The organism is Actinotignum urinale DSM 15805 (assembly GCF_000420445.1).
GTDB classification, from domain to species: domain Bacteria; phylum Actinomycetota; class Actinomycetes; order Actinomycetales; family Actinomycetaceae; genus Actinotignum; species Actinotignum urinale.
On the sequence record NZ_ATUY01000021.1, the window covers coordinates 1 to 2411 of the forward strand.

3 protein-coding genes are annotated in these 2411 nt (G+C 48.8%); all 3 read left to right on the plus strand.

The features are described from left to right. The coding region (locus G445_RS10625) for a hypothetical protein (RefSeq protein ID WP_040431103.1) at positions 1 to 326 on the plus strand (326 nt) is incomplete at its 5' end. A 72-nt stretch (positions 327 to 398) separates the two neighbouring features. After that, a complete protein-coding gene (locus tag G445_RS0108665) occupies positions 399 to 1634 on the plus strand; it encodes a helix-turn-helix domain-containing protein (RefSeq protein WP_022867130.1) in 1236 nt (411 codons plus the stop codon). Positions 1635 to 1752: 118 nt separating this feature from the next. After that, a partial coding sequence (locus tag G445_RS10630) for a hypothetical protein (RefSeq protein WP_156825594.1) occupies positions 1753 to 2411 on the plus strand: 659 nt, incomplete at its 3' end.

The following is a 2411-nucleotide window of genomic DNA, read 5'->3' on the forward strand; positions in this document are numbered from 1 at the left end:
CGCCACCGCCGAACGTTGTGAATGGTCCTGGCTTAGTGTTACATCGGCTATCTCAACTGAAGTACCGTGATGTGCCTGATCCTTTTGTTGGCAACAGTTTTGAGGCGCGTGAAAAGCGTAAGGAACGTTTCGCCCTAAAGGCGCGTGAGGTTTTAGAACAGATCCGTGATGACACAACGGGCCTATCCAGGAATGAGCAATTTATGTGGCTTAACCGTACGTATTCGCTCACTTATGAGACTGCCTACAAGGCGTGGGCGAGAAGGTTGTGGGATCAAGCTAACGAGGCGTTCGAGGCTCGTAAAGGTGTGGTGTTACGGGCGTGAGGCTAGGGTTTGCGGGCGTGGCACACATGGTGGTAGTGAAAGAATAAAAAAGGTTTTTAGGAGGCGAGTGGCATGAGTTTTAAGGCTGTTGCGTGGGCGTTAGACGACGTGACATGGCTTGATGCTGAGGAAACGCTTGTGCTTGTGGCACTAGCGGAGTCGTCAAATGATGAGCATGTGGCGTGGAGGACTATCAAGTCCCTTGCTCAGCGTGCAAGGTGCTCGGTGAGTAGGGCACGTCGGCACGTAGCGACGCTAAAAAACTATGGTTTGATTTCGCGTCCCGTTCGGGACGCATGGCGTGATGGTGAGACGAGTACGCGCATGGATAGTCTTTCGTGCCGGTATAACACGGGTTCGTTCTATCAACTGAATGTTGATGTGGTTGAACCACCCGAGGGTGAGGAGGATACATCCACGCTCACCGTAGGTGATGGTAGGGGAGAAGGTCGCGGAAAGCGTGCTTCGCATCATGGCTCCGGTGGTACTCGCGACGCTACGGGTACTACTGGCTCTGTAAAAGAGACTGTAGGCGATAGCGAGCCTGTAGAGAACGCGACGGACAGTATGGCAAGCGTGGATAACGGTAACGACACTGCCAATACGGATGATGGAAAGGTGAATATGGGTAACGATAGTGATGGTGAAAAGACGGCTGCGGATACTGCTACGTCAAGCACGGTGGCAGATACCGTAGAGGATACGGATACCGATGTGTCTAATGAGGGTAGCTCTACAGACGATGAGGATACGGGCGAAAGTAAGGAAGATAAGCTAGTGGACTTCTTACATGCATGTCTTCCCGATAAACTTTACGAACTAAGTAGGGATGAACCTCATGCTATCGCTAAAGCCTTACGTAAGCTAACTGGTGCGGGTATGAAACCTCACCACATCCGTGAACAGTTGCGCGGTAAACATTTTAATCCAGTAACGGTCGATAATAATACTGCGTATTTGATTTCATTCATTAAGAAGATTACTGTTCCACACCATGTTACTCAGTCCGGGAAAACTACGGGTGAGGTGGTCGATTCCCATCAGTCTGCGGAAACCATGTCAGATGATACCAATACGTCCACTGGATCTGACACATCCAGCCGCGACGGTGACGGTAGAGATACGATGAGTGATCCGAAACGGGTACGCACAACTCTCAAACAAATTTATTACGGAGAAGGTGGGCTATCGGTAGAAGAACAACGTAAGTATGTTAACAATACGGCTCAATTAATGGATAAGGAGGGATATAAAGAATTACAACCGTTATGGGATGCTGCCTTTGAAAGGGTGTGTTCAAGTCAGTAGTTGCTTGTGTTGCGCTACATGGTTTGTTTGTGCTGTGTGGCGTGTGGGGTAAAGGTTAGAATTTATCTAAGCAACGTTAAATAAAAATTAGGTTTTCTTGTTTGTTGGAAAGGAGAACATGATGAACAAGACACAAACAGTCCGCAAAGGGTGGGCAAAAACAATATTGGCGGTACTCGCCATTACGGCGACAGGGTTGTCGGCGTGTGGTTCTGCAACCGATTATGCCAAGGATATGGATAAGGCATGGGCGACCTATTCCAAGGTTGTGCCTGGGGCGAAGAAAACGGTAGAGGCTGCAACAACACTTAACGATAAGTGTGTGGCGAATGCTCGCGGGGTGGCAACGGATGAGGAACTGTGCAAGGTTCTGGATAAGCAGTTGAAAACTGCGCGTGAAAAGCTACCACTTGTTAAACCCGATATGGGCAAGATGAAGAAGGATAGCGAGAAGAAAAAAGCTATCGAGACTATCACCACGGCATCTAAAAGTGCTCCTGGCGTGATGAAAGCATTGGTGAAAGCTCGTGATGATGCTCAGGGCATGATGAAACGGGTAGGGGATGAATATTTTGGTTCATCTACTCAAGTGAAGATCAAAGAGGCTCAAGAGGGTCTGGCTCGCGTAGGGTCTGGTATGGGTGATGCGGGCGTGAAAAAGGCTGCCGATGAACTCCAAGCCGTGTTAACGAAAATTGGTGATAAGCAGAAGGATAACGATAATCCAGGGTTCTATACGGATTGGGTAGAACTGGAAAAAGAGTTGACTGATAAGAG